We start from the raw sequence: 24,926 nt of genomic DNA, 5'->3' as shown, positions 1-24,926 counted from the left end.
CGCTGGCCACGTATCTGCTGGTCAGCGGGCGATTCTGCGGGGTGCGGGTGGGTGCCCCCGGTGGGGTTCGAACCCACACTGGGACCCTTTTAAGGGGCCTGCCTCTGCCGGTTGGGCTACGGGGGCGCGGGCCCAGGGTATTGCTCCGCACCCGGTCCGGTGTCGGTACTGGCTCGCCGCGCAGGCCACCAGCACTGGCGGCGCGGCCGCGCCGGGCGGATCAGGCCGAGCGGGACGTCGCGATCGGGAACTCCGGCTCGGCGGCCGGTGCGGCCGGCGGGCCGCCCGCGACGCGGGTGAAGTCGGCGCGGGGGTCGTTGATCTGTCCCAGCGCCACGACCTCGCGGCCGAAGAACAGTGCGGAGGTCCAGTCCACGACGATGCGGATGCGCCGGTTCCAGGTGGGCATCCGGCTGACGTGGTACGTCCGGTGCATGAACCAGGCGACGACGCCGCGCAGCTTGATGCCGTAGATCTCCGCCACGCCCTTGTACAGCCCCAGGCTCGCGACGGAGCCCGCGTAGCTGTGCTTGTAGTCCGTGAGCGGCCGGTCCCGCAGGTGCGCGACGACGTTGTCGGCCAGCTGCTTGGCCTGCCGCACCGCGTGCTGCGCGGACGGGCTGGTCTTGGCCTCGGGGTCGTCCTTGGACAGGTCGGGCACCGAGGCGCAGTCGCCCGCGCTGAACACGTCGGGCATGCCCATGACCTGCAGCGCTGCGCTGCACTCGATCCGCCCGCGGGAGTCGCGTGGCAGGTCGGTGTGCTCCAGCATCGGGTTCGGCTTGACGCCTGCGGTCCAGACGATGGTGTCGGTGTCGAACTCGGTGTCGTCGTCGAGGACGACGTGGCCGCCCTCCATCGTCCGCACCCGGGTGTCGAGGAAGACCTCGATGCCCGCGTCCATCAGCCGCTCGACGGTGTAGCGGCCCATCGTCGGACCGACCTCGGGCATGATCCGCCCGGCCGCCTCGACGAGCACCCAGCGCATGTCGTCGGGCTCGATCGTCGGGTAGTAGCGGGTGGCGTAGCGGGCCATGTCCTGCAGCTCGGCCAGGGCCTCGACCCCGGCGTAGCCGCCGCCGACCACGCAGAAGGTGAGCAGCCGGCGCCGCAGGCCCGGGTCGATGCTGGTGGCGGCGGCGTCGAGCCGCGACAGCACGTGGTTGCGCAGGTAGATGGCCTCGCCGACGGTCTTGAACGCGATGCCGCACTCGGCCAGTCCGGGGATGGGCAGCGTGCGCGCGACCGAGCCGGGGGCGACGACCAGCACGTCGTAGCCCAGCGTGGTGACGTGGCCGGCCGCGACCTCGACGGTGACCTCGCGGGAGGCGTGGCTGATCGCCGCGACCCGCCCGGTGAGGTGGTGGCACTTCTTGAGCACCTTCCGCAGCGGCACCACGACGTGCCGAGGCTCGATGGAGCCGGCCGCCGCCTCCGGGAGGAACGGCTGGTAGGTCATGTGGGACTGGGGGTCGATGACGGTGATCTCGGCCTCGGAGCGGCGCAGCTTCTTCTGCAGCCGCAGGGCCGTGTACATCCCGACGTACCCGCCGCCGACCACGACGATCCTCGTGTTGCGCGCCATGTCCTCATGCTTCCACTCCCACACCGATCTGACGCCTTTCCGACAGGTGACGCCTGATACGCTTTACCCATGACCGTCGAAGTAAAGCGGGGGCGGACGACGAAGGTGAGCCGCAAGAACCAGATCACGCTGCCCGTCGCCGCGCTCCGGGCGGCGAACGTCGGGCCCGGTGACGTGCTGCGCGTCGAGGTGGTCGAGGACGGGGTGTTCCGGCTGGTCCGCGAGCGGGACCCGTGGTGGGAGCTGTTCGAGGAGACCGCCGGCTCCATGCCGTGGGTGGGCACCCGCCAGGAGCTCGACGAGATGAGGGACGAGTGGGAGCGGTAGTCGTCGATGCCAGCGTGGTCCTCGCCTTCCTCAATCCGCGGGACACGATGGGCGCAGCCGTCCGCCGCGTCCTGGGCGCCTGCCGCGAGCGAGCGGACACCTTCGTCCTCCCGGCATCGGTGCTGGCCGAGTCGCTCGTGTGGACCGCTCGCGACCGGCCCGACCGGCTCGCCGACATGGTGTCCCGGCTGACGTCGCTGTTCGGCCCGGGACGGGTCGTGGATCGGGACGTCGCCGTGGCGGCAGCCCGGCTGCGAGCCGGACACCGGTCCCTCCGCCTCCCCGACGCCCTGATGCTCGCCGTGGGCGTCATCGAGAACGCCACCGTCCTGACCTGCGACACGCGACTGCGGGCCGTCGATCCGCGGGTTCAGGTCGTCGGCGCGTAGAGCCCCGCCGCGGTCGCCGCGGCCCGCAGCACGTCCTCCAGCATCGCCGGCGTGAGCCGGCCGGTGAATGTGTTCTGCTGGCTGACGTGGTAGCTGCCGAACAGGTGCAGCGGCCCCGGCCCGGCCAGCTCGACATGGGCGCCGTGCCCGAACCGCGGCCGCGGGCGCGGCACCGTCCAGCCCGCCCCGGCGAGCACCGGCAGCAGCGCCTGCCAGCCGAACGCCCCGAGCACGACGACCGCGCGCGGGGCGAGCAGCGCCAGCTCGGCGCGCAGCCAGGCGGCGCAGGTGTCGCGCTCGGCCGGGGTCGGCTTGTTCTCCGGCGGCGCGCAGTGCACGGGCGCGGTGATGCGCACGCCGTACAGCTCCAGGCCGTCGTCGCGGTGCACGGCCGTGGGCTGGTTGGTCAGGCCGACGGCGTGCAGGGCGGCGAACAGGACGTCGCCGGACCGGTCCCCGGTGAACATCCGGCCCGTCCGGTTGCCGCCGTGCGCGGCCGGGGCCAGCCCGACGACCAGCAGGCGGGCGTCCGCAGGCCCGATCCCGGGCACGGGGCGGCCCCAGTACTCCTCGTCCCGGTAGGCCGCCCGCTTCTCCCGCGCGACGGCCTCCCGCCAGTCCACCAGCCGCGGGCAGGCGCGGCAGTCCACCAGTGCGGCGTCGAGAGCGCCTACCGTGCGGAAGGTGAGCGACGACAAGCCCCCCGAGCCGGACACGTCCCCCGCGAAGCCCCCCGAGAAACCGTCCGACGACCTCGTCACCACGCGGCACACGCTACGCACCCCGTCCGGCGAGCTCGCCTACACCGCGACGGCGGGCCGAACCGTGCTGCGTCACGAGAAGCACACCGACGGCGTGTTCGACGGTCACGAGCCGCACGCGGAGATCTTCACCGTGGCCTACACCCTCGACGACGCCGACCCGGCGACCCGTCCGGTGACCTTCGCCTTCAACGGCGGGCCCGGGTCGTCGAGCGTGTGGCTGCACCTGGGGCTGCTCGGGCCGCGGCGGGTGGCGATGGGCGACGCGGGCGTGCTCACCGGCCCGCCGTGGGGGCTTGTGGACAACGCCGAGTCCCTGCTCGCCCACTCCGACCTGGTGTTCGTCGACCCCGTCTCCACCGGCTACTCGCGGGCGACGGCGGGTGGGCGGCCCGCGGACTTCCACGGCTACGCGCCCGACGTCGAGTCGATCGGGGAGCTGATCCGGCTCTGGACCTCCCGCCACGGGCGCTGGGGCTCCCCCAAGTACCTGGCCGGTGAGTCCTACGGCACGCTGCGCGCCGTCGCGCTGGCCGAGCACCTGCAGGACCGGCACGGGATGTTCCCCAACGGGCTGATGCTCATCTCCTCCGTGCTGGACATGGGCACGATCCGCTTCCACGAGGGCAACGACCTGCCCTACCCGCTGTTCGTGCCCACCTACGCCGCGATCGCCCACCACCACGGCCGGCACGGCGACCGCCCCCTGGCCGACGTGCTCGCCGAGGCCGAGGGGTTCGCCACCGGTGACTACGCGTGGGCGCTGGCCCGCGGCTCGCGGCTGGCCCAGGGCGACCGCGACCGCGTCGCCGCCACCCTGGCCCGGCTGACCGGGCTGTCGGAGGCCTACGTCCGCCGTGCCCGGCTGCGCATCGAGCACCTGCGGTTCTTCCGCGAGCTGTTGCGCGACGAGGGGCGCACGGTCGGCCGGATCGACGGCCGCTTCACCGGGTGGGAGCCCGACGACACGGGGGAGAGCGTCGGCCACGACCCGTCGATCGCCGCCGTGATGGGCCCGTACACCGCGGCCATCAACGCCTACTTGCGCGGCGAGTTGGGCTACTCCTGCGACCTGCCCTACGAGGGCCTGTCCGACCGTGTGCACCCGTGGTCGTACAAGGACTTCGAGGGTCGCGCCGTGAGCGTCGTCGGGAAGCTGTCGGCGGCGATGCGCACCAACCCGCACCTGCGCGTGCACGTCGCCAGCGGCTACCACGACGGTGCCACCCCGTGGCTGGCCACCGAGCACACGCTCGCCGCCCTGCCCGTGCCCGACGAGCTGCGGGCCAACATCGAGGTCAGCTACTTCGAGGCCGGACACATGATGTACGTGCACGAGCCCAGCCGGGTGCGCCAGTCCGCCGAGCTGGCGGCCTTCGTGACCCCCTGACCCGCGAGTCGGGGCGTCCGTGTGCGCGAGTCGGGGTGTCCGTGCGCGCGAGTCGGGGCGTCAACGTGCGCGACGGCGGGAGGGTCAGGCGATCGAGCGGGCGATGCCGTCGAGGATGTCGTGCTCGCTGACGACCAGCTCGGCGATCCCGGCCCGCTCGCGCAGCTCGCGCGCCAGGACGTCGACGATCAGCGCGCCCCCGCCGATGACGTCGATGCGGCCCGGGTGGATCGCGCCGTGCTTCGACCGGTCCTCCCGGGACAGCCCGAGCAGCTCCTCGGCGGTGCGGTGCAGGTCCGCGCCGGTGAGCCGGGACAGGTGCACGGCGGCCGGGTCGTACTCCGGCAGCCCCTGGGCCACGGCCGAGAGCGTGGTGATCGTGCCGGCGACGCCCACCCAGGTGCGGACGGCGTCCACCGCCACGGCCGCGAACGCCTCGTCGAGGATCCCGGCGGTGACCTTCCGGGCCTCCGCGACCTCCTCGGCGGTGGGCGGGTCGCCGTGCAGGCAGCGCTCGGTGATACGCACCGACCCGACGTTCACCGAGCGCGCGGCGGTGACGGTGGCGCCGCCCGCGGTCAGCTCGCCGACGACGAGCTCGGTGGAGCCGCCGCCCACGTCGACGACGACGAACGGGCCGTCGTCGGTATCGAGGTCGCCCACCGCCCCGACGAACGACAGCTGGGCCTCCTCGTCGCCGGAGATCACCTCGGCGTCGACGCCGAGGGTGTCGCGGACCATGCCGAAGAAGTCCTCGCGGTTGGCCGCGTCACGGGTGGCCGACGTGGCGACCATCCGGACCGTCTCCACGCCCTTGCGGCGCAGCACCGCGGTGTAGTCGGCCAGCGCGACGCGGGTGCGCTCCAGCGCCTCGGGCGCCAGCACACCGCTCGCGTCGACCCCCTGCCCGAGCCGGACGATGCGCATCTCGCGGTGCACGTCACGGAACCCGGGAGTGCCGTCGGCGCCGGTGGTGACGTCGGCGACGAGCAGGCGGATCGAGTTCGTCCCGCAGTCGATGGCGGCCACGCGCGACATGCGCACTCCTCGGGTTCGGTCGGGATCGGTGCCCCGCCACCGTACTGGGCGGCGACGCGCCGGGATCTTCTCCGGCCGCGAAGGGGTTCGCGACGAGGCCGCCGCGGCTACCCTCGGGTCGTGGCGACGGGTCGGGAGAGCGTGCGCAGGTCGAGGGCGGCCCCGAGGAGCCCCGCGCCCGAGCGGCCGGCCCCGGCCACCGCAGCACGGGCCGCCGGGCCCGCTTCCGCCGGTTCCGATTCCGCCGGTTCCGATTCCGCCGGGCCCGATTCCGCGGCCCAGGCGCCCCCCGAGATCCCTGTGCAGCTCGCCCGGGCTGCCGACCGCCCGGTGCCGTCCCCTCGGGCCGGATCCGAGGCGCCGGGTTCGGCCACGCACCGGGTCGAGAACCAGCCGCCGTCCCTCGCCGGCTTCGACGCGCTGGCCTGCGATCCGGCGCTGACCGACGCCCTGCGTCGGGAGGGTGCCGGGGAAGCGCTGGCGAGTCTGGCGGCGGTCGCCACGCTCGTCGCGTCGCCGGAGGCCCGCGAGCACGCCCGGCTCGCCGACGCCCACCCGCCCGTCCTGCGCAGCCACGACCGCTACGGCCACCGCATCGACGAGGTCGAGTACCACCCGTCGTGGCACTGGTTGATGGGTCGCTCGGTCGGGTGCGGGCTGCACGGGACCCCGTGGGTGGCCGAGCCCGGCTCCGGTGCGCACGTGGCCCGGGCGGCCGGCTTCTACCTGATGAGCCAGCTGGAGGCGGGTCACTGCTGCCCGATCTCGATGACCTACGCGGCGGTGCCCGCCCTGCGGCAGAACGCCGACCTCGCCGCGGCCTACGAGCCGGGGCTGCGCTCGCAGACCTACGCGTTCGGGCTCGCCGAGCCGTCGACGAAGGCGGGCCTGCTGGCCGGCATGTCGATGACCGAGAAGCAGGGGGGCTCCGACGTCCGGGCCGGGTCGACCCGGGCCGCCCCGGTCGCGGACGGCACCTACCGGCTGGTGGGGCACAAGTGGTTCACCTCGGCGCCGATGAACGACCTGTTCCTGACCCTCGCGCAGGCGCCCGGCGGTCTGACGTGCTTCGTCCTGCCCCGGGTGTTGCCCGACGGCACCCGCAACGCGATCCGGCTGGAGCGACTCAAGGACAAGCTCGGCAACCGGTCCAACGCCTCCGCCGAACTGGAGTACACCGGCGCCACCGGCTGGCGGCTCGGCGAGGAGGGCCGTGGCGTCGCCGCGATCATCGAGATGGTGTCGATGACGCGCCTGGACTGCGTGCTCGGCTCGGCCGCGATCGTCCGGGCGGCGCTGAGCGAGGCCGCGCACCACGCGGCGCACCGCAGCGCGTTCGGGTCCGTGCTGGCGGGGACGGCGCTGATGCAGAACGTGATCGCCGACCTGGCGCTGGAGTCCGAGGCGGCCACCGCCCTCGCGATGCGCCTCGCGGGTGCCGTCGACCGCGGGGAGCGCGACTTCCTGCGCCTCGCCCTGCCCGCGTCGAAGTACCTGGTGTGCAAGCGTGCACCGACGGCCGTCGCGGAGGCGCTGGAGTGCCTGGGCGGCAACGGCTACGTCGAGGAGTCGGGGATGCCGCGCCTCTACCGGGAGGCCCCGCTGAACTCGATCTGGGAGGGCTCGGGCAACGTCACCGCGCTCGACGTGCTGCGCGCGGTCACCCGCGAACCGGACTCGGTGGAGGCGGTGCTGGCCGAGGTCGACCTGGCCGGGGGGTCCGACACGTGGTTCGACCGCGGCGTCCGCGAGCTGCGCACCGAGCTGCGCAGCCGCGAGGAGCGCCGGGCGCGCCGGCTGGCCGAGATGCTGGCCCTGTGCCTGCAGGGAAGCCTGCTGCTGCGCCACGCCCCCGAGGAGGTGTCGCGCGCGTTCGTGGCGAGCCGGTTCCTGCCCGACGGTCCGTGGCGCACCGCAGGCACCCTCCCCGCCGAGGCCCACACCGAGGCCCTCCTCCAGCGAGTCACCCCGCACTGACCCCCGCGAGTCGGGGCCTGCGTGCGTGCGAGTCGGGGTGTGCGTGCGTGCGAGTCGGGGTGTGCGTGCGCGCGAGTCGGGGTCTGCGTGTGCGCGAGTCGGGGTCTGCGTGTGCGCGAGTCGGGGTCTGCGAGACCGATCTGACGGCGTCAGCGTTTGACCCGGCCGGTCCACGTGTCCGCTCGGGCCACCTGCGGTCAGGGGGTGGCGGGTCCCGCGCAGGGGCCGGGGGCCCACCACTCACCCAGCTCGGCCAGGGCCTCGTCGCCGAACGGGTTGACGCCGGGGCCGGCCGCGAGCGCGTGGGCGACGTGGACGTGCAGGCACTTCACGCGGTCGGGCATGCCGCCTGCGCTGACGCCCGTGCCGAGCGACTCGATCGCGTCGCGCTCGGCGAGGTAGGCCTCGTGGGCGCGCCGGTACGCGCCCGCGAGCTCCGGATCGTCGGCGAGGCGATCGGTCATCTCCCGCATCCGGCCCTCGGCCTCCAGGCTTCCGATGCGCGAGTTCAGCCGCGAGCACGTGAGGTAGTACAGGGTGGGGAACGGCGTACCGTCGTCGAGGCGGGGGGCGGTCTGCACGACCGAGGGTAGGGTGCACGGGCAGCGGTGGGCCACGTCGCGGACGGCGCGGGGGCTGCGGCCCAGCTGCGCCGTGACCGCGGCGGCGTCGGAATCGGAGATCACGGTGGGCCTTCCGAGACGTCGCGCCACAGGCGGCGGTACCAGGGTTCGGTGAGGAACGGGTCCTCGACGGTCTCCGCGTCGGGTGGCTCGGGCAGTTGCACGACGTACGGGGTCTCCCCGGGTGCGACGTAGCCCAGCCGGGACCGGGCCTCCGCCGCGATCACCGCCGGATCGGCGAGGCGGGTGCGCTCGCGCCTGAGCTCGTCGACCTCGGCGGCGAGCGCTTCCTGCTGCTCCGAGACGGCCGCGAGCTCCTGCTGCTGGGCCACGTAGTTGCGCAGCGGCACGACCACGGTGAGCGCGAGGGCGCAGACGACGATCGCGAGCACCGCGGCCCGGCGCGTCGACGACACACCGAGCATGCCCGTGGTGGCCGCGACGACGCTGCCGGCCCGCGAACGGGTGCGCTCCAGCTGCGGCTCGCGGACCCGACGCCGGGACGCGCCGGTGCCGGTCGGCCGCGCGGTCCGGCGGGCCCGCTTGCCGCGCATGCGCTCCTCCGCCACGACTCAGCCGACCGTCCGGATCAGCCGGCTCCTGCGCGTCCACACCCCGACTCGCGCGCGCGCAGAGCCCGACTCGCGCGCGCGCACACCCCGACTCGCGCGCACGCAGAGCCCGACTCGCGGGGGTGGGCGGCATGTCAGCCGGCGCTCGGGCCCGCGGACGGGGCCGTGTAGCGGGGGAAGGCCAGGTCGCCGGCGTAGCGGGCGGCGTCGCCCAGCAACTCCTCGATGCGCAGCAGCTGGTTGTACTTGGCGACGCGCTCCGAGCGGGCCGGGGCACCGGTCTTGATCTGGCCGCAGCTCGTGGCGACGGCGAGATCGGCGATCGTGGTGTCCTCGGTCTCACCCGACCGGTGGCTCATCATGCAGCGGTAGCCCGACATGTGCGCCATCGCGACGGCGTCGAGCGTCTCGGAGAGCGTGCCGATCTGGTTGACCTTGACCAGCAACGCGTTGGCCGCGCCCCGGGCGATGCCGTCCTCCAGGCGCTCCGGGTTGGTGACGAACAGGTCGTCGCCGACGATCTGCACCTTGCTCCCGAGCGCGTCGGTGAGCGCGACCCAGCCGTCCCAGTCGTCCTCGGACAGCGGATCCTCGATGGAGACCAGCGGGTAGGCCCCCACCAGCTCGGCGTAGACCTCCGACAGCTGCGCCGACGAGAGCGTGCGGCCCTCGTAGGAGTAGACGCCGTCGGAGTGGAACTCGGTGGCGGCGACGTCGAGCGCGAGCACGATGTCGCGGCCCAGCGTGTAACCGGTCTTCTCGACAGCGGTGGCGATCAGGTCCAGCGCCGCACGGGTGCCGGGCAGGTCGGGGGCGAAGCCGCCCTCGTCGCCCAGCCCGGTGGCCAGGCCCTTGCTCTTGAGCACGGACTTCAGCGACTGGTACACCTCGGCGCCCCAGCGCAGCGCCTCGCGGAACGACTCCGCACCCACCGGCGCGATCATGAACTCCTGCACGTCCACGGAGCTGTCGGCGTGGGCGCCGCCGTTGATGATGTTCATCATCGGGACCGGCATGACGTGCGCGCCCGCACCGCCGACGTAGCGGAACAGCTCCAGCCCCGACGACTCGGCCGCGGCCTTCGCCACGGCCAGCGACACGCCGAGGATCGCGTTGGCGCCCAGCTTGGACTTGTCCGGCGTGCCGTCCAGGTCCACGAGCACCTGGTCGACGAGGCGCTGGTCGACGGCGTCCATGTCGCGCAGCTCCGGACCGATGACGTCGAGCACCGCCTTCACGGCCTTCTCGACGCCCTTGCCGCCGAAGCGCAGCGGGTCGCCGTCACGCAGCTCCACGGCCTCGTGTTCACCCGTGGACGCGCCGGACGGCACGGCCGCACGGGCCAGCGTCCCGTCGTCGAGGGCGACCTCCACCTCGACGGTGGGGTTGCCCCGCGAATCGAGGATCTCGCGCGCGCCGACCTGCTCGATGACCGCCACCAGGACTCCTGTTCGTGGGCGTGATCCGGTTCCGCCGCCAGGGTAGCCGCGCGGGCGGGTGAACCCGCGCAGGTGTCGACGGGCGGGTCATCGGGCCCTAACCTTGGAGCGACCATGACGGCCGTCGATCTGTTCGCCTCGTTCCGTCGCGCGGAGATGCTGGTGGCCCGCAGCCGCCCGCTCGACGCGCTGCAGGCACTGGCCCCCGTCCTCGACAGCCGGCCGAACGACGTCTCCGTGCAGCTCCTCGCCGGCCGCGCCTACCTCAACTCCGCGCAGCTCCAGCGCGCCGAGGAGGCCTTCGTGCGGGTGCTCGACCTCGATCCGGCCGACCACTACGCGCGCTTCGCGCTCGGCAAGGCGCTGCAGCGGCAGGGTCGGCTGACCGATGCCCACGCGCAGCTGAAGATGGCCGCCGCGATGGACCCGCGACCCGAGTACCAGGAGGCGCTGGGCGAGGTGCGGGCCCGGATGGCGTTGGAGGACGACTAGCCACATTCGCGCCGGAATCGCCTCCGGCGACCCATCGCCGACCAACCGGACTTACCCGAGAAGTCGCCGCTGACCTGCGGAAACTTGGCCTTCCGTCTGCCCGTTCAGCAAGTTGGCCTCCCCCTGCCTCGTCGCGTTCCTGGTGCGTACCGACCGGCGGGAGGCACTGCCGAAGGTCTGGCTCGGGGTCGGGATCGCCGTGGCGATCAGCGTGGGGGTGACGTTCGTCCTGACGCTCACGCAGCAGGCGCTGACCTTCGAGGCGCAGGAGACGTTCGGCGGCGTGCTGTCGATCGTCGCTGTGGGCTTCGTCACCTGGATGATCTTCTGGATGCGCGGGGCCCGCCCGGTCGATCTCCGCAGAGCTACGCGGGCGCATGGAGGGCGCGCTGACGGTGGGCTCGGACGCCGTCGTCGTCATCATGGCGGCGCTGGCCGTCGGCCGCGAGGGACTGGCATGGTCGGCGACGGCATCCGTTCCCCGTTCACGGTGACCGGCTCCGCGCAGCGCTCGGTCGACACCGACACCCGCCTCGCCGAAGCCACCGCGGGCTACGCCCGGTACGTGGACTCCCAGGTGGAGGCGCTGCTCCCGTCGAGGCAGGAGTTCGTCGACGCGGTCGAGGCGGGCGACGTGGAGGGCGCCAGGGCACTGTTCCCGATCTCGCGCACCTACTGGGAGCGGATCGGGCCCGTCGCGGAGTCCTTCGGCGACCTCGACCCCCGCATCGACGGCCGCGAGGACGACGAGCGCGACCCGGGCGTGGCGTTCACCGGCTACCACCGCCTGGAGAAGGACCTGTGGGTCGACGGCATCCAGCCCGACTCGGCCGCGATCGGGGACCAGCTGATGGCCGACCTGCAGGAGCTCGCCGACCGCGTGCCCACCGTCGAGCTCACGCCCGTCGGGCTGGCGAACGGGGCGAAGGAGCTGCTCGACGAGGTGGCCACCGGCAAGATCACCGGTGAGGAGGACCGCTACTCGCACACCGACCTGTGGGACTTCCGGGCCAACGTCGAGGGCTCGCAGGGCGCCGTCGCGGCCCTGCGTCCGGTGCTCGACGAGCGTGACCCGGAGCTGGGGCCGCTGCTGGACGAGCGGTTCGCCGCCGTCACCGACCTGCTGGAGACCACGACGTCCTGATGGAGTACATCGAGCACACCGGCTCGGCGGTGTTCGCCCGCCCGGCGGGGCTGGGCGAGAGCGGGTACTGGGGCCAACACCTGTTGGAGGCCTGACGTACGCAGGCCCCGACTCGCGCGCACGCAGGCCCCGACTCGCGCGCACGCAGGGCCCGACTCGCGCGCACGCAGGGCCCGACTCGCGCGCACGCAGGGCCCGACTCGCGCGCACGCAGGGCCCGACTCGCGCGCGGGTCGGGGGCCCGGTGCGGTCGTGTCGGGGTCAGGGTGCGGTCGCGGCGGCGGTGGCGTAGCGGTCGGCCGCGGCCCAGACCAGGCGGGCGTAGGCGCCGGAGCGGTTGTAGGCCAGCACGCCCTCCCACCAGCCGGCGCCGTCGGCGGTGTCCCGGTCACCCGCGCAGAGGTAGGCGGCGGCGGCGCGCGCCGCGTCGTCGATCTGGTGTGGGTCGCGCACGCCGTCCCCGTTGCCGTCGGCGCCGAAGCGCTCCCAGGTGGTGGGCAGGAACTGCATCGGGCCGACGGCGCGGTCGTACACGGTGTCGCCGTCGAGCCGGCCGCCGTCGGTGTCGCGGATCTCCCGGACGCCCTCGGACCCGTCGAGGGGGACGCCGACGATGCGTGGTCGCGGCAGGCCGTCGGCGTCGAGGTCGGAGCGGCCGAGCGTGCCGTGGTCGGACTCGACGCGGCCGATGCCGGCGAGCGTGGTCCACGACAGGCGGCACGCCGGGGTGAGGCCGCGCTGGGCGACCTCGGCGGCCCCGTAGGCGGCGAGCGCGCGGGCGGGGACGTCCACGAGGTCCGCGGTGTCCCGCGCCCAGCCGGTGAGGTCGAGTCCGGGAGCCAGCGGGGCGCCCTGCGCCACCGGGGTGTCCCGCTCCACGTCGGCGGGGACGAGCGCGTCCTCGCGGGCGGGCGGGGCCCACGGCACCGTGAGCAGCACGGCGATCACGAGGCCGATGCCGACGACGGCGGCGAGCAGGGCGCGGAGCACCCCGCCCAGACTAGCCGCCGGGGATCACGCGATGCTCGCGTCCCGGCGAGGGGTCAGCGCGGCCAGAAGCGCAACCACGCCGGCCCGTCGAGGGCGTGGGGGTCCAGCCCCGCGTCACGGGCGGCGGACTCCGCGGCCCGGACGTCGGCGGCGAACCGCAGCGCCGCGGTGCGCAGCTGCGCCTCCGGGTCGACCCCGGCGAGCTTCGCGCGGGCGGCGAGGGCGAACAGCGCCTCGCCCACCCCGGACCCGGTCGGCAGCAACTCGTCGGGCAGGCCGGCCCGGGCGGTCCGGCTGGTCAGCTTCGCGGCCAGCGCCACCGCCGGCTGCGCCGTCGCGACGCCGTCGACGCTGGACTCCCGCTGCTTCTCCGCGCGCTTGAGCTCCTCCCAGCGGTGCTCCTGGCGCTCGGCGGTGTCGACGGTCTCCGAGCCCGCGAACACGTGGGGGTGCCGCCCGACCAGCTTCGCGACCAGGTCGGCGGCCACGTCGTCGACGGTGAACCCGGGCTGCGCGACCCGGGCGTGGAACAGCACCTGCAGCAGCACGTCGCCGAGCTCCTCGCGGATCGCGGCCCGGTCGCCGTCCTCGATCGCCTGGTAGAGCTCGTAGCACTCCTCCACGAGGTAGGGCAGCAGCGACTCGTGGGTCTGCTCGGCGTCCCACGGGCAGCCACCGGGCGAGCGCAGGCGGTCCATCACGGCGACGGAGTCGAGCAGGGCGGCGCCGGGGGTGCCGATCACCCGCTCCGGCGGTTCGCCGCGGTGTCCGGGATCGGTGGTGAACAGCACCTCGGGCCCGTCCGGGTCGTCGGCGTACCGGCCGTCGGTCAGCCGGGTGGCCCCGAGCTCGGCGACGACGGCGTCGGGCACCGAGTCGTCGGCGTGGACGCGGACCGCGGCGCGCACCGCGGGCAGCGCGGCGACCGGCACCACCGCGGGCCCGTGCGCCGGCAGGGCGACGACGGTGCGGTTCGGCGGCGTCACTCGGGAGCGGGGGGCAGCACGAGCGAGCCGGCCGTCTCCTCGGCGTCGACCACGGCGAGCTGGATCGGGTCCCACACGCCGTAGCGGGGGTTGACCTCGACGCCCAGCTCGGTGGCGGCCGGCTGGAGCAGCCGGTAGCCGATCAGCTGCAGGTCCTGCTGACCGAGCTGGCCCACCGCGGACTCGCCGGCCGGGGGGAGGTTCTCGCTGCGCTCGATCACGTGGATGAGCACCCACGGGGCCCCGTCCTGGGCCGGTCGCAGGACGACCGTCGAGCCGGCCGGTGACCCGAACGCGAAGGAGCTGGCCAGCGCCGGGTTGGTCGCGGCCCGCACCTGCTGCGCCTGCCCCTCCGGCGGCGCGTCGGCGAACACCGCCTCCGCCCCCGGCCCGCCCGCGACCACGACCTGCGCGGCGGCCAGGGCCTCCTGCTCGGTGCCGAATCCGGTGAACTCGAACGTGACCCCGAGCCGGTCGACGTAGCGTGCGCCGAGCAGGGCGGCCGCGATGTCGTCGCGGAGCCGCTCGCGGGCCACCTCGGGGCGGTAGAGCGAGACCTGGTCGAACTCCTCGGGGGAGCCGATGGACGCGACGGCCTGGTCGACCATCGCGTCGTCGACGACGATGCCCTCCTCGGCCGTGCGCCGGTCCAGCAGGGTGGACAGGATCTCGCTGGTGACGATCTCGCGCGCCACCTGTGGCGCGCCGTAGCCACCACCGCGGCCCTGGTCGCGGCCCTGCACGGCGGCCGCGCGCTCCGGGCTCAGCGCCTCGGTGATCCGGTCCTGCACCAGTGCCAGCGGGATCGTGTCGGATCCGATGATCACCGCCGAACCGACCTGGCTCGGACCACTGCCACACCCGCTGACGATCGCGCCGACGACCGTCACGGCCGCGACGACCCGTCCCACCTGCTTCCGCACGGCGCCACCCTCTCACGGGCCCCCCGAGGGCCCACCGGCACGGGGCGGCTGCCGACCTGCAGCAAGGCCACCTTCACGCAAGCCCGTTGCGTGAAGGTGGCCTTCCGGCAACGGCCGCTACCTCGCTGCGGGTGCAGGCGCGGGCGTCACCAGGTCGTGCAGCAGTCGGGTGCACCACTCCAGCAGTGCGACGTCGCGTAGCGGGGTGCCGCCGATCCGCCCGCCCTCCACCGGCTTGGGCACGATGACGACCCGCGCGGCCGCCTTGTGCTGTGACTTCGGGTACAGCCGTGCCAGCCGCATCTGCGCCGAGTCGGGCAGCTCGACCGGGCCGACGCGGATGCCGTTGCCCGCCACCGCCACCTCGGCGACCCCCAGCTCGCGGCAGGTCTGGCGGAACGCGGCGACGGCGAGCAGGTTGCGCACCGGCTGCGGTGGCTCGCCGTAGCGGTCGGTGAGCTCGTCGACGATGGCGTCGAGGGCGGCGGCGTCGCCGGCCTCGGCGATCTTGCGGTAGACCTCGAGGCGCAGCCGCTCGCCGGTGACGTAGTCGTGCGGCACGTGCGCGTCGATCGGCAGGTCGACGCGCACCTCGGTGAGCGTCTCCTCCTCGTCCCCGGAACCGGCCCCGGCCTGCTGGCGGAACGCGGCCACGGCCTCGCCGACGAGCCGGATGTAGAGGTCGAACCCGACGCCCGCGATGTGCCCGCTCTGCTCGGCGCCCAGGATGTTGCCCGCGCCGCGGATCTCCAGGTCCTTCATCGCGACGGCCGCGCCGGCACCGAGCTCGGAGTGCTGGGCGATGGTGGCGAGGCGGTCGTGGGCGGTCTCGGTGAGCGGGTGCTCGGGGGGGAACAGGAAGTAGGCGTAGCCGCGCTCCCGCCCCCGCCCGACGCGCCCCCGCAGCTGGTGCAGCTGGGACAGGCCCAGTGTGTCGGAGCGCTCCACGATCAGCGTGTTGGCGTTGGAGATGTCGAGGCCGTTCTCGACGATCGTGGTGCACACCAGCACGTCGAACTCGCCGGACCAGAACCCGGCGACCGTGCGTTCGAGCAGGTCCTCGTTCATCTGCCCGTGCGCCACGGCGATGCGTGCCTCGGGCACCAGGTCGCGGATCTTCTTCGCCGCCCGGTCGATCGTGGACACCCGGTTGTGCACGTAGAACACCTGGCCGTCGCGCAGCAGCTCGCGCCGGATCGCGGCCGCCACCTGCTTGTCGTCGTAGCCGCCGACGTAGGTGAGGGTGGGGTGGCGGTCCTCGGGCGGCGTGGTGATCGTCGACATCTCGCGGATGCCGGCCAGGCTCATCTCCAGCGTGCGCGGGATCGGCGTCGCGGAGAGGGTGAGCACGTCGACGTGGGTGCGCAGCGCGGTGATGTGCTCCTTGTGCTCCACGCCGAAGCGCTGCTCCTCGTCGACGATCACCAGGCCGAGGTCGCGCCAGCGCACGCCGGTCTGCAGCAACCGGTGCGTGCCGACCACGACGTCGACGGTGCCGTCGGCGAGCCCGACGACGGTCTCCCTGGCCTCGGAGTTGTCGGTGAACCGTGACAGCCCGCGCACCGTCACCGGGAACGCGCGCATCCGCTCGGTGAAGGTGTCCAGGTGCTGGCTGGCGAGCAGCGTCGTCGGGACGAGCACGGCCACCTGCTTGCCGTCCTGCACCGCCTTGAACGCCGCGCGCACCGCGATCTCGGTCTTGCCGAACCCGACGTCACCGGAGATCACGCGGTCCATCGGGACCGGGCGCTCCATGTCCGCCTTGACCTCGTCGATCGCGGCGAGCTGGTCGGGCGTCTCGGTGTAGGGGAAGGCGTCCTCCATCTCGCGCTGCCACGGGGTGTCGGCGGCGAACGCGTGCCCGGGCGCGGACTGGCGTGCGGCGTAGAGCTGCACCAGCTGCGCCGCGATCTGGCGGACGGCCTTGCGGGCGCGGCCCTTGGTCTTGGCCCAGTCGCCGCCCCCGAGCTTGTTGAGCGTGGGGACCTCGCCGCCGACGTAGCGGCTGATCTCGTCGAGGGCGTCGGTGGGGACGAACAGCCGGTCGGCGGGCTGGCCCCGTTTGGAGCTCGCGTACTCGATGATCAGGTACTCGCGCGTCGCCCCGGAGACCGTGCGTTCCTTCATCTCCACGAACCTGCCGATGCCGTGCTGGGAGTGCACGACGTGGTCGCCGGGCTTGAGCGTCACGAGGTCCACGGTGTTGCGCCGCTTGCTCGGCAGCTTCGCGGTCTGGGCGAGCCCGGCCCGGTTGCCGGTGAGGTCGGCCTCGGAGAGCACGACGAGCTGCCCGGCCCGGAAACCCTGCGTGAGTCGACCGCAGGTGACCGTGACCAGACCCTTCTCGATCTCCTCCTCGACGGTGTCGAGCAGCGTGGCCGGGACGTCGGCCTCGCGCAGCTGCTCCAGCGAGCGCTGCGCGGTGCCGTGCCCACCGACGACGAGTACGGCCGCACCGCCCGCGGTGACGTGGGCGCGCAGGTCGACCAGCGCCCGCTCGGTGTCCCCGCGGTAGGACTCCACCTCGTGCGACCCCGGCGCGAGCGCGTCGTCGCGGCCCGAGAGCAGCGGGCTCAGCGTCAGGACCGGGCGCCCGGTGACCGCGGCGTGGGCGAGCACGTCGTTCAGGTCGCGGTAGGCCGAGGCGCCCACGTCGATCGGTGCGTCCCCGCCGGAGCCGGCGGCGAACCAGGAGGCCTCCAGGAACTCCTGCCCGGTCCGGACGAGGTCGGCGCTGCGGGTACGCACCCGCTCGGGATCGGCCACCAGCACCGTCGCCCCCGCCGGCAGGAGGTCGGTGAGCAGCTCCAGCTCGCCCCCGGTCAGCACGGGGATCAGCGACTCCATCCCCTCGGACGGGATGCCCTGCGCGAGGTGGTCGAGCAGCTCGCGCAGCGGCCCGGAGGAGCTCAACGGGGCGTTCTCGTGGGCCTTCGCGAGCGCGGCGGCGCGTTCCCGGACCGGAGCGGTCAGCAGCAGCTCCCGGCAACCGGGGGCGAGCAGCTCCTCGACGGGTGCCACGGACCGCTGGTCGGCCACCGCGAACGAGCGCAGCTCGCTGACCTCGTCGCCCCAGAACTCCACGCGCAGCGGCTGCTCCGCGGTGGGCGGGAAGACGTCGACGATGCCGCCGCGCACCGCGAACTCACCGCGCGCCGTCACCATCTCGACGCGCGTGTACGCCAGCTCGACGAGGCGCTCCAGCAGGACGTCGAAGTCGGTGGTGTCGCCGACGCGCAGCCGCACGGGCTCCAGCCGGCCCAGGCCGGGCGCGATCGGCTGGATCAGGCTGCGGGCGGCGGTGACGACGATCCGCGGCGCGGTGGCCGGGTCGGCCAGCCTGCGGAAGATCGACAACCGGCGACCGACGGTGTCCGGGCGCGGCGAGAGCCGCTCGTGCGGCAGCGTCTCCCAGGAGGGGAGGACGACGACGGCCGCCTCCTCACCCACCCCCCCACCGAGCAGGTCGACGGCGGCCGCGCCCAGGTCCTCGGCCTCGCGGTCGGTGGCGGTCACCGCGAGCACGGTGCGGTTCTCGGCGAAACCGGCCGCGAGGAACGGGCGCAGCGCGGCGGGGCCCTCGATGCGCAGCGCGGGAACGGTGTCGGCGCGGGCGTCGCGGGCGGCGTCGACCAGGGCGCGCAGGTCGGGATCGGCGAGGGCGGAGCGGAGCAGACCGGCGAGCTGGGCCACGGTTCTGGACTACCTCTTCACGAGCAGGGTGGGCGCACGCGCAACAGACCCCTGCCCGGGACAGATGCCCGGTCGGGGTCTGCTCCCAGCCTACGCCCGGCCGGATCGGCCGCCGCGGTCGCGGCCGGTCAGGCGTCGCGGCGATCGGCCACCAGCAGTGCCACCCCCAGCAGCCCGGCGGCCAGTGCCGCGACGTAGGCGAGCGAGCCCCACGGGGCGAACGGGCCCCCGGCCGGGTCCCCGCCCAGGAAGTGCGTGGCGTTGACGAACGGCAGCCAGCCCACGATGTCGTCACCGACGCCCGGGATGATCCCGACCAGGTTCTCCGCGAGCAGCGCCCAGACCAGCAGCACCGACACCGCGCCCGCGGTCTGGCGCACCAGGATCCCGACGGCGACGGCCAGCACCGCGGCGGCGGCGTACACCAGGCCCGAACCGGCCACGACGCGCCATGTCGCGTCGTCGGTGAGCGCCACGGCCTGCGCGGGACGCAGTACCCAGACCGCAGCCCACGCGCCGAAGCCCGCGAGCAGCCCGACCACGGCGGCCGTCGCCGTCACCACCGCGGTCTTCGCGGACAGCGCGACCGCGCGGTTCGGCACCGCCTGGAACGTGGTGCGGATGGTCGAGAACCGGTACTCGGTGGTCACCGACACCGCGGCCATCACCATCACGATCACCATGCCCAGCTGCAGGAGGAACGCCGTGAGGCCGGGCGGCACCGGGCCGGCGTCGACCGGGCTGGTCGCCAGCGCCAGCGCCGCCATGCCGACGACCAGCACGATCGCCAGCGCGCTGCACCACCACGGCGAGCGCGTCGAGAACAGCTTGATCCGTTCGGCGGCGAGGGCGGTCATGACGTCACCGCCGCGTACTCCACGCTCTGTCCCGTCAGCTCCATGAACGCCTCCTCCAGCGAGCCCTGCAGAGTGGCGAGCTCGTGCAGCACCATCCCGTGGGCCGCGGCGATCTCCCCGACGCGCTCGCGCGGAGCGCCCGTCACGCGCAGTGCGCCGTCGGCCTGCGCGACGGCCAGGCCCGCGCTGCGCAGCAGGCCGGCCAGCTCCGTCGCCTGCGGGGACCGCACGGTCACCACCGCGCCGGCCGCCCCGTCCACGAACTCGGTCGTCGGACCATGGGTGATCAGCCGCCCCCGTCCGATCACCACCAGCTCGGTGGCCGTCAGCGCCATCTCCGAGAGCAGGTGGCTCGACACGAACACGGTCCGCCCCTGCGCGGCGAGCTGCTGCATGAACCGGCGGATCCACAGGATGCCTTCGGGATCGAGGCCGTTCACCGGCTCGTCGAACAGCAGGATCTCGGGGTCCCCGAGCAGCGCGCCCGCGATCCCCAGCCGCTGGGACATGCCCAGCGAGAACGTGCCCGCCCGCTTGCGCGCCACCGCGGTCAGCCCGACGGCGTCGAGGACTTCGTCCACCCGGCGTTCGGGAATCGCGTTCGACGCCGCGATCCAGCGCAGGTGCGAGCGCGCGGAGCGGTTCGGGTGCACCCACCGGGCGTCGAGCAGCGCGCCGACGGTGCGCAGCGGATGGCGCAGCTCGCCGTACCGCGTGCCGTCGACGAGCACCTCGCCCGCCGTCGGCCGGTCCAGCCCCAGCGCCATGCGCATCGTCGTCGACTTCCCGGCGCCGTTCGGGCCGAGGAACCCGGTCACGGCGCCCGGGCGGACGGTGAAGGTCAGGTCGTCGACGGCGGTGGCCGGTCCGTAGCGTTTGGTGAGCCCTCTGGCCTCGATCATGTGTGTCCCCCTTCGGTGTGCCCCGAGCACACCGCACCGGCGGACGCACCGGATCGGGGACCACCCCCGGGACGACCCCTGACCGGAACCCGGGGAAACCCCCGCCGCACACCGGACGGGTGGGGACTCTCGTACGAACCCATGGGACGAGAGTGCCGCTCGCCGGTGGTCGGCGGGTCAGGGGCGGGGCGGGAGGGCCGGGCGGCGGCGGGAGGGGCGGGTGCCGGTGTCCGGGGGGCGGACCGGCGGGGTGCGCTCCAGAGCCTCCAGGGCCAGGTCGACGGCGCGTTCGAGCTGCGGGTCCCGCCCGGCCGCCCAGTCCTGTGGTGTCACCACCACCTCGACGTCGGGCTCCACGCCCCGGTTCTCCACCTCCCAGCCCTCGTCGTCGAACCAGTACGCGTAGCGGGGCTGGGTGACGCCGGTGCCGTCGACGAGCCGGTAGCGCGAGTCGATGCCGATCACCCCGCCCCAGGTGCGGACACCCACGACCGGGCCGATGCCGCGGCGCTTGATCGTCGCGGTGCCGATGTCGCCGTCGGAGCCGGCCAGCTCGTCGGTGACGGCCACGACCGGCCCGCGCGGGGCGTCGGCGGGGTAGGTGCGCGGCTCGCGGTGCCGCCCGTGCACCCACGCGGTGACACGCCGGGCCAGCTTCTCCATGACCAGCTGGGAGGTGTGCCCACCGCCGTTGGAGCGCAGGTCGAACACCAGGCCGTCGCGGGCGGTCTCCCGGCTCAGGTCGCGGTGCAGCTGCGCCCATCCCGGGGCCATCATGTCGGGCACGTGCAGGTACCCCAGCCGCCCGCCGGATCGCTCCGCCACGAACGCGCGGCGCCCGGCGACCCAGTCCTGGTAGCGCAGCTCGTCCTCGTGCTCGAGCGGGCGGACGACGACGCGGCGCACCTCGTCCTCCCGGCGCACGGTCAGCTCCACCAGCGTGTCCGCCGTGCCGACGAGCAGCGGGGCCGGCCCGAGCAGCGGGTCGACCGGGCGGCCGCCCACCGCCAGCAGCACGTCGCCGGCGCGGACGTCCACGCCGGGCGCCGCGAGCGGGCTGCGCGCGGCCGGGGCCGAGGTATCCGCAGGCAGCACCCGGGTCACCGCCCACGCCCCGTCGACGGGGGCCAGGTCCGCGCCCAGGAACGCCGGGCACCCGTCCTCGCCGCCGGTCCAGCGTGCCCGCACGTAGGCGTGCGAGGAGCCCAGCTCGCCCTGGAACTCCCACAGCAGGTCGACCAGGTCGTCGTAGCTGCCGACGGCGTCCACCAGTGGGCGGTAGCGCTCGCGCTCGGCCGCCCAGTCGACACCGCCCATGTCCTCGATCCAGAAGTGGTCGCGCATCAGCCGCGCCGCCTCGTCGAACATCTGCCGCCACTCCGCGGCCGGGTCCACGGTGATGCCGAGCCGGGCCAGGTCCACCTCGTACTCGTCGGCGCCGTCCCCGTTCTCCGGCACCGACGAGCCGGAGCGGTCGGTGCGCAGCACGCGCAGCGCCGTGCCGTCGCGTACCAGCAGGCGGGTGCCGTCGCCGCTCACGGCGTAGCCGTCCACCGAGTCGGCGATGACATCGAGCTTGCGGCGCACCAGGTCGAACCGCTCCAGCACCGTCTTGCCGGGCTTGTCGCGGGTACCGGCCCGGCCGTCGCCCAGCACCCCGGTGAGCGGCGAGCGCAGCCACAGCAGGCAGTCCTTGCCCGCCGCCATCCCCGCGTACAGCGCCTCGACCGCGGGTACCGGGACGACCCGCTCGCCGAGCCCGTCCGCGTCGACGACGACCGGTGCGACGTCGGGCTCGGACGCCTCCTCCGGCACCGCGGCGGCGTCCGGCGAGGACGGGTCGCCGGGCTGCGGGGCGGGCGGGTCGGCCGGGCCCTCCTCGCCCGCGGACACCGGACGGCCGTCCGGGCTCGCCCCGAACGGCGACGGGGTGCGCGCGGCCAGCGGCACCAGGAACGGCCGCCAGGACGCCGGGAACGCGAGGTCGAAGGAGTGCTGGTCGTACACCGGGTCGAAGCTGCGCATCGACAGGAACGCCAGGTAGCGTCCGTCGGCGGTGAAGGCGGGCGAGCGGTCGTGGAACCGGCCCGGCGTGACCGGCACGACCTCGCCGTCGGCCGCGCGCACCAGCAGGATCCGGCTCAGGCCGGACCCGGCCGGCTCGACGCAGGCCAGCCACGCACCGTCCGGGGACCAGTCGAGCCCGGAGAACTCCGCACCGGTCGGGCTGCGCAGCAGCTCGCGCCGCTCCCCGCTCGCCGCGTCGAGCAGCAGCAGCCGCCCGTCGTGGGTGGTGAGCGCGACGGCCGCCCCGTCCGGGGCCGGCTCCAGCTCCAGCACCCGCCCCAGCTCGCCCGCCCCGCTGCGGCGCGGCTCGGCGCCGATGTGGGCGTCCAGCGCGGCGACGCACACCGCGTCCTCGCCGAGCACGTCGTCGACCCACACCGCGCGGTCCTCGCCCAGCGGCCGGGCCAGCCGTGCCCGCACGCCCGGCTCGGCGAGCAGCGTGCGCGCGGGGCCGTCGCGGTGGGTGAGCCGGTGCACGGTGCCGCGCAGCAGCGCGATGCTGGTGCGCCCGGTGCGGTCCGGGACGGCGGTGGAGACCTTCCCGGACACCCGGAACGGCGCGCGCGCCGTGTGCGGCCCGCCCAGCGCGACGTCGATCGGGCGGGGTGCGGCGCCGTCGAGGTCGTCGACGAGGAACAGCCGGCCGGCCGACTCGTAGACGACGCGGGTGCCGTCGGTGGTGGCGTGGCGGGCGTAGAAGGCGGGAGCGTCGGGACCGCCGTGGTCGGTGTGGCGGCGCAGGTCGGCGCCGTCGGTGTCGAGCGAGTAGAGGTTGCCCCAGCCCTCGTGGTCGGACAGGAACGCGATCCGCCCGCCCACGAGCATCGGCGACTCGATGTTGCCCGCCTGCTCCGCCCCGATCCGGACGAACTCGCCGGTCCCTCCCGCGTCCCACCACAGCTTCCCGGCGGTGCCGCCGCGGTAGCGCTTCCACCAGGCCGGCTCCCGGGAGATCGTGGAACACAGCAGCGTGCGGGTCCCGTCGCGGGCGATGTCGGAGACCGGCCCCACCGGAAGCAGCCGCGGCACCCCGCCGTTTGCCGGTACCGCATGCGCCCAGGTCCGTCGCGCCGCGTACGGCCCGTCCGCGGAGATCGCGACGACGTCGTCGCCGTCCCAGCCCGCCGGGCGGGTGCGGTCGTCGCCCCACCACGTCAGGCGCCGTGACCGGCCGCCCTCGACGTCGGCGACGTGGATCTCGGCCGGTCCGTCGCGCCGCGAGGCCCAGGCCACGCGCGTGCCGTCCGCGCAGAGCCGGGGCCGGGCGACCGGCGCCGCGTCGGCGGTGAGCCGGTGAGCGCGCCCACCGGTCACCGGAGCGATCCAGATGTCGTCCTCGGCGGCGAAGACCAGCGTGTCGCCCCGCAGGTGCGGGAACCGGAGATAGCTGCGGAGCGGCATGCATGGACCGTATCGGGAGGGGCCCTACAGCACCCCCACCTCCCGGACGGCACGATGGCGCCCATGCGTCGAGCGAGTGCAGCGGTGGCCGTGGCCGCCGCGTTGGTCCTGGTCGGTTGCGCGGAGCCCGGGTCGGTCGCGGGGGGCGGTGCGGGCAACTCCCCGGCCGGCGGGCCCGAGGGCGGCGCCGATCCCACGCGCACCGGGACGCCGGACCTGGCCGTCACCGAGGTCGCGTCCGGGTTCGCCAACCCCTGGGACATCGGCGTGCTGCCCGACGGCCAGGTGCTGATCACCGAACGCGAGGGCAGGCTGACCCTGCTCTCCGAGGCCGAGGAGGGTGCCACCACCACGGACGTCGCCGCCGACTTCGACGACCTCCTCGCCGAGGGCGAGGGCGGCCTGCTCGGCATGGTCGTCCATCCGGACTTCGCGCAGACCCGCCGCTTCACCACCTGCCAGACCCACACCGAGGGCGGGCAGGCCGACGACGTCCGGCTGGTCACGTGGGAGCTCGCGGCCGACGGGGGCTCGGCCGCGCGGCTGGCCGACCCGCTGGTCGGCGGTCTCCCGCTCAACCCCTCGGGTCGGCACTCCGGTTGCCGCCCCACCCTGGCCGCCGACGGTGCCCTGCTCGTCGGCACCGGCGACACCGCACGCGGCGACGTCCCGCAGGACCTCACCTCCCTGGGCGGGAAGGTGCTGCGCGTCGACCTGGAGACCGGCGGGCCCGCTGCGGGCAACCCGTTCGCCGACGCGGCCGACCCGGCGCAGCGGCTGATCTACACCTACGGGCACCGCAACGTGCAGGGCGTGGCCGTGCAGCCCGAGACCGGTGACGCCTGGACCGCCGAGCACGGCCCCAGCACCGACGACGAGGTCAACGTGCTGCGCCCCGGCGGCAACTACGGCTGGGACCCGTCGCAGGGCGGCACGGTCGGCGGCTACGACGAGTCGGTGCCGATGACCGATCTGGAACGCTTCCCCGACGCGGTGCCGGCCGCGTGGAGCTCGGGGAGCCCGGTGGAGGCCCTGTCCGGGGCCGCGTTCCTGTCCGGTCCGCAGTGGGGTGATCTCGACGGCACGCTGGTCGTCGGGGCGCTGCGCGGCGAGAAGCTGCTGTTCATGACCCCCGGCCCGGACGGCACGGTGACCGAGGTGGGTATCCCCGACGAACTCGACGGCACCTACGGGCGGCTGCGCGCGGTCCGCCTCGCCCCGGACGGTGCGCTGCTCGTCTCCACCTCGAACGGGAGCGACGACCGGATCCTGCGGATCGATCCGGTATGAGCATTGTGAATTAAGTGTCCGCTTCGTCACGGTACGGAGGGTGACTCGTTGGGCCGTTCGGGGGGGACCGGTGGTAGGTC

20 protein-coding genes and 1 tRNA gene are annotated in these 24,926 nt (G+C 74.4%); 7 read left to right on the top strand and 14 right to left on the bottom strand.

Annotated features, from left to right (window positions below; all coding sequences use genetic code 11):
- Window positions 1–52 precede the first annotated feature (52 nt).
- Window positions 53–126, bottom strand: a tRNA-Leu gene (locus tag Q1K26_RS25585).
- Between the two features lie 94 nt (window positions 127–220).
- Window positions 221–1,585, bottom strand: coding sequence for an FAD-dependent oxidoreductase (locus Q1K26_RS25580; protein ID WP_300018264.1), 1,365 nt, complete (start codon window positions 1,583–1,585; stop codon window positions 221–223).
- Between the two features lie 69 nt (window positions 1,586–1,654).
- On the opposite strand from Q1K26_RS25580, the gene Q1K26_RS25575 reads away from it, so the two are divergent.
- Both Q1K26_RS25575 and Q1K26_RS25570 read left to right on the top strand, forming a co-directional pair.
- Window positions 1,655–1,912, top strand: coding sequence for an AbrB/MazE/SpoVT family DNA-binding domain-containing protein (locus tag Q1K26_RS25575; protein WP_300018261.1), 258 nt, complete (start codon window positions 1,655–1,657; stop codon window positions 1,910–1,912).
- Window positions 1,900–2,301: a PIN domain-containing protein gene (locus Q1K26_RS25570; protein ID WP_300018258.1), complete on the top strand. Its 402-nt coding sequence runs from the start codon at window positions 1,900–1,902 to the stop codon at window positions 2,299–2,301. The genes Q1K26_RS25575 and Q1K26_RS25570 overlap by 13 nt, the downstream gene beginning before the upstream one ends.
- Here the strand turns inward: Q1K26_RS25570 and Q1K26_RS25565 are convergent.
- A complete protein-coding gene (locus Q1K26_RS25565; RefSeq protein ID WP_300018255.1) occupies window positions 2,283–2,999 on the bottom strand; it encodes a uracil-DNA glycosylase in 717 nt (238 codons plus the stop codon). The genes Q1K26_RS25570 and Q1K26_RS25565 overlap by 19 nt on opposite strands.
- Between Q1K26_RS25565 and Q1K26_RS25560 the strand changes: the two genes are divergently transcribed.
- The gene (locus Q1K26_RS25560; RefSeq protein WP_300018252.1) at window positions 2,986–4,452 is read left to right on the top strand and encodes a peptidase S10; all 1,467 of its coding nucleotides are present in this window, start codon (window positions 2,986–2,988) and stop codon (window positions 4,450–4,452) included. The two genes, Q1K26_RS25565 and Q1K26_RS25560, sit on opposite strands and share 14 nt — an antisense overlap.
- 84 nt (window positions 4,453–4,536) lie before the next feature.
- Here the strand turns inward: Q1K26_RS25560 and Q1K26_RS25555 are convergent, their stop codons facing one another.
- Complete coding sequence (locus tag Q1K26_RS25555; RefSeq protein ID WP_300018249.1) at window positions 4,537–5,490, bottom strand: Ppx/GppA phosphatase family protein; 954 nt, start codon at window positions 5,488–5,490, stop codon at window positions 4,537–4,539.
- A 330-nt stretch (window positions 5,491–5,820) separates the two neighbouring features.
- On the opposite strand from Q1K26_RS25555, the gene Q1K26_RS25550 reads away from it, so the two are divergent.
- Window positions 5,821–7,467: an acyl-CoA dehydrogenase family protein gene (locus Q1K26_RS25550; RefSeq protein WP_300018246.1), complete on the top strand. Its 1,647-nt coding sequence runs from the start codon at window positions 5,821–5,823 to the stop codon at window positions 7,465–7,467.
- A 197-nt stretch (window positions 7,468–7,664) separates the two neighbouring features.
- Here the strand turns inward: Q1K26_RS25550 and Q1K26_RS25545 are convergent, their stop codons facing one another.
- From Q1K26_RS25545 to eno, 3 genes are all read right to left on the bottom strand, one after another.
- Window positions 7,665–8,150, bottom strand: a complete 486-nt coding sequence (locus Q1K26_RS25545) for a DUF501 domain-containing protein (protein ID WP_300018453.1) — start codon at window positions 8,148–8,150, stop codon at window positions 7,665–7,667.
- Window positions 8,150–8,659 carry a septum formation initiator family protein gene (locus Q1K26_RS25540; RefSeq protein ID WP_300018243.1) on the bottom strand — a complete coding sequence of 170 codons (510 nt, stop codon included), beginning with the start codon at window positions 8,657–8,659 and terminating at the stop codon, window positions 8,150–8,152. Before Q1K26_RS25540 ends, Q1K26_RS25545 begins: the two co-directional genes overlap by 1 nt.
- Before the next feature lie 137 nt (window positions 8,660–8,796).
- Window positions 8,797–10,101, bottom strand: a complete 1,305-nt coding sequence (gene eno / locus Q1K26_RS25535) for a phosphopyruvate hydratase (protein WP_300018240.1) — start codon at window positions 10,099–10,101, stop codon at window positions 8,797–8,799.
- 114 nt (window positions 10,102–10,215) lie between these two features.
- On the opposite strand from eno, the gene Q1K26_RS25530 reads away from it, so the two are divergent.
- Window positions 10,216–10,593, top strand: coding sequence for a tetratricopeptide repeat protein (locus Q1K26_RS25530; RefSeq protein ID WP_300018237.1), 378 nt, complete (start codon window positions 10,216–10,218; stop codon window positions 10,591–10,593).
- A 112-nt stretch (window positions 10,594–10,705) separates the two neighbouring features.
- On the top strand, window positions 10,706–11,737 hold the full coding sequence (gene efeO, locus Q1K26_RS25525) for an iron uptake system protein EfeO (RefSeq protein WP_300018234.1): 1,032 nt from the start codon (window positions 10,706–10,708) through the stop codon (window positions 11,735–11,737).
- Between the two features lie 261 nt (window positions 11,738–11,998).
- Here the strand turns inward: efeO and Q1K26_RS25520 are convergent, their stop codons facing one another.
- The 7 genes from Q1K26_RS25520 to Q1K26_RS25490 all read right to left on the bottom strand — a co-directional run bounded on the left by Q1K26_RS25520 (window position 11,999) and on the right by Q1K26_RS25490 (window position 23,556).
- Window positions 11,999–12,727 (bottom strand): lytic murein transglycosylase, encoded by a 729-nt coding sequence (locus Q1K26_RS25520; RefSeq protein WP_300018231.1) that lies wholly within the window; start codon window positions 12,725–12,727, stop codon window positions 11,999–12,001.
- 53 nt (window positions 12,728–12,780) lie between these two features.
- Window positions 12,781–13,713: a MazG family protein gene (locus tag Q1K26_RS25515; RefSeq protein WP_300018228.1), complete on the bottom strand. Its 933-nt coding sequence runs from the start codon at window positions 13,711–13,713 to the stop codon at window positions 12,781–12,783.
- The gene (locus Q1K26_RS25510; protein ID WP_300018226.1) at window positions 13,710–14,636 is read right to left on the bottom strand and encodes a hypothetical protein; all 927 of its coding nucleotides are present in this window, start codon (window positions 14,634–14,636) and stop codon (window positions 13,710–13,712) included. Before Q1K26_RS25510 ends, Q1K26_RS25515 begins: the two co-directional genes overlap by 4 nt.
- A 117-nt stretch (window positions 14,637–14,753) precedes the next feature.
- On the bottom strand, window positions 14,754–18,329 hold the full coding sequence (gene mfd / locus Q1K26_RS25505; RefSeq protein ID WP_300018223.1) for a transcription-repair coupling factor: 3,576 nt from the start codon (window positions 18,327–18,329) through the stop codon (window positions 14,754–14,756).
- A gap of 128 nt (window positions 18,330–18,457) precedes the next feature.
- The gene (locus Q1K26_RS25500; RefSeq protein WP_300018219.1) at window positions 18,458–19,186 is read right to left on the bottom strand and encodes a hypothetical protein; all 729 of its coding nucleotides are present in this window, start codon (window positions 19,184–19,186) and stop codon (window positions 18,458–18,460) included.
- Window positions 19,183–20,088 (bottom strand): ABC transporter ATP-binding protein, encoded by a 906-nt coding sequence (locus tag Q1K26_RS25495; RefSeq protein ID WP_300018216.1) that lies wholly within the window; start codon window positions 20,086–20,088, stop codon window positions 19,183–19,185. Before Q1K26_RS25495 ends, Q1K26_RS25500 begins: the two co-directional genes overlap by 4 nt.
- Window positions 20,089–20,265: 177 nt before the next feature.
- Entirely contained in the window at window positions 20,266–23,556 is a 3,291-nt protein-coding gene (locus tag Q1K26_RS25490; protein ID WP_300018214.1) for a S41 family peptidase, read from the bottom strand.
- Between the two features lie 63 nt (window positions 23,557–23,619).
- On the opposite strand from Q1K26_RS25490, the gene Q1K26_RS25485 reads away from it, so the two are divergent.
- Window positions 23,620–24,846, top strand: coding sequence for a PQQ-dependent sugar dehydrogenase (locus Q1K26_RS25485; RefSeq protein WP_300018211.1), 1,227 nt, complete (start codon window positions 23,620–23,622; stop codon window positions 24,844–24,846).
- The last annotated feature ends 80 nt before the right edge of the window (window positions 24,847–24,926 follow it).

It is taken from the genome of Pseudonocardia sp., from assembly GCF_029263155.1.
GTDB lineage: Bacteria > Actinomycetota > Actinomycetes > Mycobacteriales > Pseudonocardiaceae > Pseudonocardia.
Note: the sequence above shows the minus strand (reverse complement) of the source record. Positions and strands in the feature narration are given on the sequence as shown.